At 66.0% G+C, this 2,469-nt stretch carries 4 protein-coding genes; all 4 read left to right on the top strand.

The annotated features are described in order from the left end of the window. Positions 1 to 591: lysophospholipid acyltransferase family protein (locus tag ACIPIA_RS14245; protein ID WP_400510492.1), on the top strand; the 591-nt coding region annotated here is incomplete at its 5' end. Beyond that, the gene (locus ACIPIA_RS14240) at positions 588 to 1,538 is read left to right on the top strand and encodes a phosphatidate cytidylyltransferase (protein ID WP_400510490.1); all 951 of its coding nucleotides are present in this window, start codon (positions 588 to 590) and stop codon (positions 1,536 to 1,538) included. The genes ACIPIA_RS14245 and ACIPIA_RS14240, both read left to right, overlap by 4 nt. Further along, positions 1,535 to 1,924, top strand: coding sequence for a hypothetical protein (locus ACIPIA_RS14235; RefSeq protein ID WP_400510489.1), 390 nt, complete (start codon positions 1,535 to 1,537; stop codon positions 1,922 to 1,924). The genes ACIPIA_RS14240 and ACIPIA_RS14235 overlap by 4 nt, the downstream gene beginning before the upstream one ends. Positions 1,925 to 1,927: 3 nt before the next feature. Continuing rightward, on the top strand, positions 1,928 to 2,469 hold a 542-nt coding region (locus tag ACIPIA_RS14230; RefSeq protein ID WP_400510487.1), incomplete at its 3' end, for a CDP-alcohol phosphatidyltransferase family protein.

Here is a 2,469-nt window from a genome sequence, read left to right as displayed (position 1 = left end):
GCCCGCTTCATGACCGCCGTCCGCGGACGGTGGGTCGGGGTGGGCCCGGCTGCCGAACAGCGGATCTACTTCGCCAACCATGCCAGCCACGGCGATTTCGTCCTGATCTGGACCGTGCTGCCGCGTCGCATGCGGTTTTCGACACGGCCGGTCGCCGGGAGCGATTACTGGTTGAAGAGCCGCACGAGGCGTTTCATCGGCCGTGACGTTTTCAATGCCGTCCTGATCGATCGCGACCGCGACAGCCGGACGAGCGATCCGATCGTGCAGATGACCGACGCGCTCGATGCCGGCTCCTCGCTCATCGTCTTCCCGGAAGGTACGCGCAACACCACGGACACGCCTCTCCTGCCGTTCAAGAGCGGCCTTTTCCACCTTGCGCAGGCTCGGCCGGGCGTCGTTCTCGTGCCCGTCTGGATCGACAACCTGAACCGGGTCATGCCGAAAGGCGAGTTCGTCCCGATCCCGCTGATCTGCACCGTGACCTTCGGCGCGCCGATTCGTCTGGCTGAGGCCGATGCGAAGCAGGCTTTCCTCGCCAGGGCCGAGGCGGCCCTCCTCGCCCTGTCCCCAAAGGCGAACGCGTCATGACGATGCCGCATCCTGATCTGGTGACCGTGCTCGCCGGCGTTCTCGGCGTCCTCGTGGTCGCTTCCGCTGTCGGTTACGGGCTGCAACGCAGGCTTTCGCCCGATGGTTCGAACGCCGTGGTCGAGAACCTGAACGACCGCATCCGGGCCTGGTGGGTCATGGTCGTGCTGATGGGGCTGGCGCTCATCGGCGGCAAGACAGGCGTGACGCTGCTCTTCGGCTTCTGTTCCTTCGCAGCCTTGCGCGAGTTCATCACGTTGACCGATACGCGCCGGGCCGATCACTGGGCACTGGCCGCCGCCTTCTTCGTCGTGCTGCCGGTGCAGTATTATCTGATCTGGATCGAATGGTACGGCCTCTATTCGATCTTCATTCCGGTCTACGCCTTCCTGCTGATGCCGATCATCGCGGCCTTGCGCGGCGATACCGATCATTTCCTCGTGCGCATAGCGGAGGTGCAGTGGGCGTTGATGATCTGCGTCTTCAGCACGTCGCATGTGCCCGCGCTCTTGAGCCTCGACGTTCCCGGCTATGAGGGCCGCAACGTCCTGCTGATCGCCTTCCTCGTCATCGTCGTGCAGATCAGCGATGTCCTGCAATATGTCTGGGGCAAGCTCCTCGGCCGCACCAAGATCGCTCCCAGGCTGTCGCCGTCCAAGACCGTCGAGGGCTTCGTCGGCGGGGCGCTCAGCGCGACAGCCGTCGGTGCCGGCCTGTCCTGGATGACGCCGTTCACGCCCCTCCAGGCCGCGTTCCTGTCGCTGGTCATCGTTCTGATGGGCTTCTTCGGCGGGCTCGTCATGTCCGCGATCAAGCGCGACCGTGGCGTCAAGGACTGGGGCCATCTCATCGCCGGCCATGGCGGCTTCATCGACCGGCTCGACTCGGTCGTGTTCTCGGCCCCGATCTTCTTCCATCTCGTCCGCTACGGATGGTCGACCGTATGACCGTTCCCTTCGCCGGCCTGATGCGCAGCAGCATCGTCCATGTCGCCTTTGCGTTCCTCGCCATGGGAAGCTGGGCCGCCTTCGCCAACCGCGCGCATCCGATGCCGGCGCCGCTCCATGCCGGCTTGATCCAGGGGGTTATCTCAGCCTCGATCACGCTGGTGCTGAAGCGCTGCATTGAGTTTCTCGCCGGCCGGTTCTCAGGCCTGCCGGCACTGCTGGCTCCGCCGGTGATCGCGGGGCTCGTCTCGGCGAGCCTGCTGACGTTCCTCCACACGATTGGTGGCACCCCCGAGGTCGCAAGGACGATCGCCGTGCCGCTGACGGTCGCGACGACCTATGCGGCGCTCTACAATTTCTCCCTCTGGCGAAGCAGGACGAGCTGAACCGTGACGCAGGATGGCAATCGACGCCCGCTGGCGAGCCGCGAGTCCGGCTGGGCCCGCTCCCTTGCCCGTCGGTTGAGCGCCGCTGCCGTGACGCCGAACCAGATTTCGATGGCAAGCATGGTGATGGCCGCCGTTGCCGGGGGCGCATTCTGGCAGGCCGGCGCGGTGGAGGCTGCTCCGCGCGCCGCGTTGCTTCTGTCGGGCGCCCTGTTCTGCCAGCTCAGATTGCTCTGCAATCTCTTCGACGGAATGGTGGCGATCGAAGGTGGCAAGCAGGCGCCCGACGGCCCGTTCTGGAACGAGTTCCCGGATCGTGTCGCCGATATCCTCATCCTCATCGGCGTCGGATACGGTGCTGGCGCGCCGGCCCTGGGCTGGGCGGCTGCCGGCTTTGCCGTGTTGACCGCCTATACGCGCGAGCTCGGCCGCGCCTGCGGGCTGCCGGCCGATTTCTCGGGCCCTATGGCCAAGCAGCACCGCATGGCGACTGTCACCGCGGCGGCGCTGCTCTCGCTGCTGGAACCGCTCTGGCACGGTCAAGG

This window comes from Allobosea sp. CER48, from assembly GCF_044752385.1.
Classification (GTDB): domain Bacteria; phylum Pseudomonadota; class Alphaproteobacteria; order Rhizobiales; family Beijerinckiaceae; genus Allobosea.
Note: the sequence above shows the minus strand (reverse complement) of the source record. Positions and strands in the feature narration are given on the sequence as shown.

Excerpts from the sequence above, each read along its gene's own strand:
- ACIPIA_RS14240 (WP_400510490.1), top strand. The coding sequence starts at position 588 with ATGACGATGCCGCATCCTGATCTGGTGACCGTGCTCGCCGGCGTTCTC.
- ACIPIA_RS14235 (WP_400510489.1), top strand. The coding sequence starts at position 1,535 with ATGACCGTTCCCTTCGCCGGCCTGATGCGCAGCAGCATCGTCCATGTC.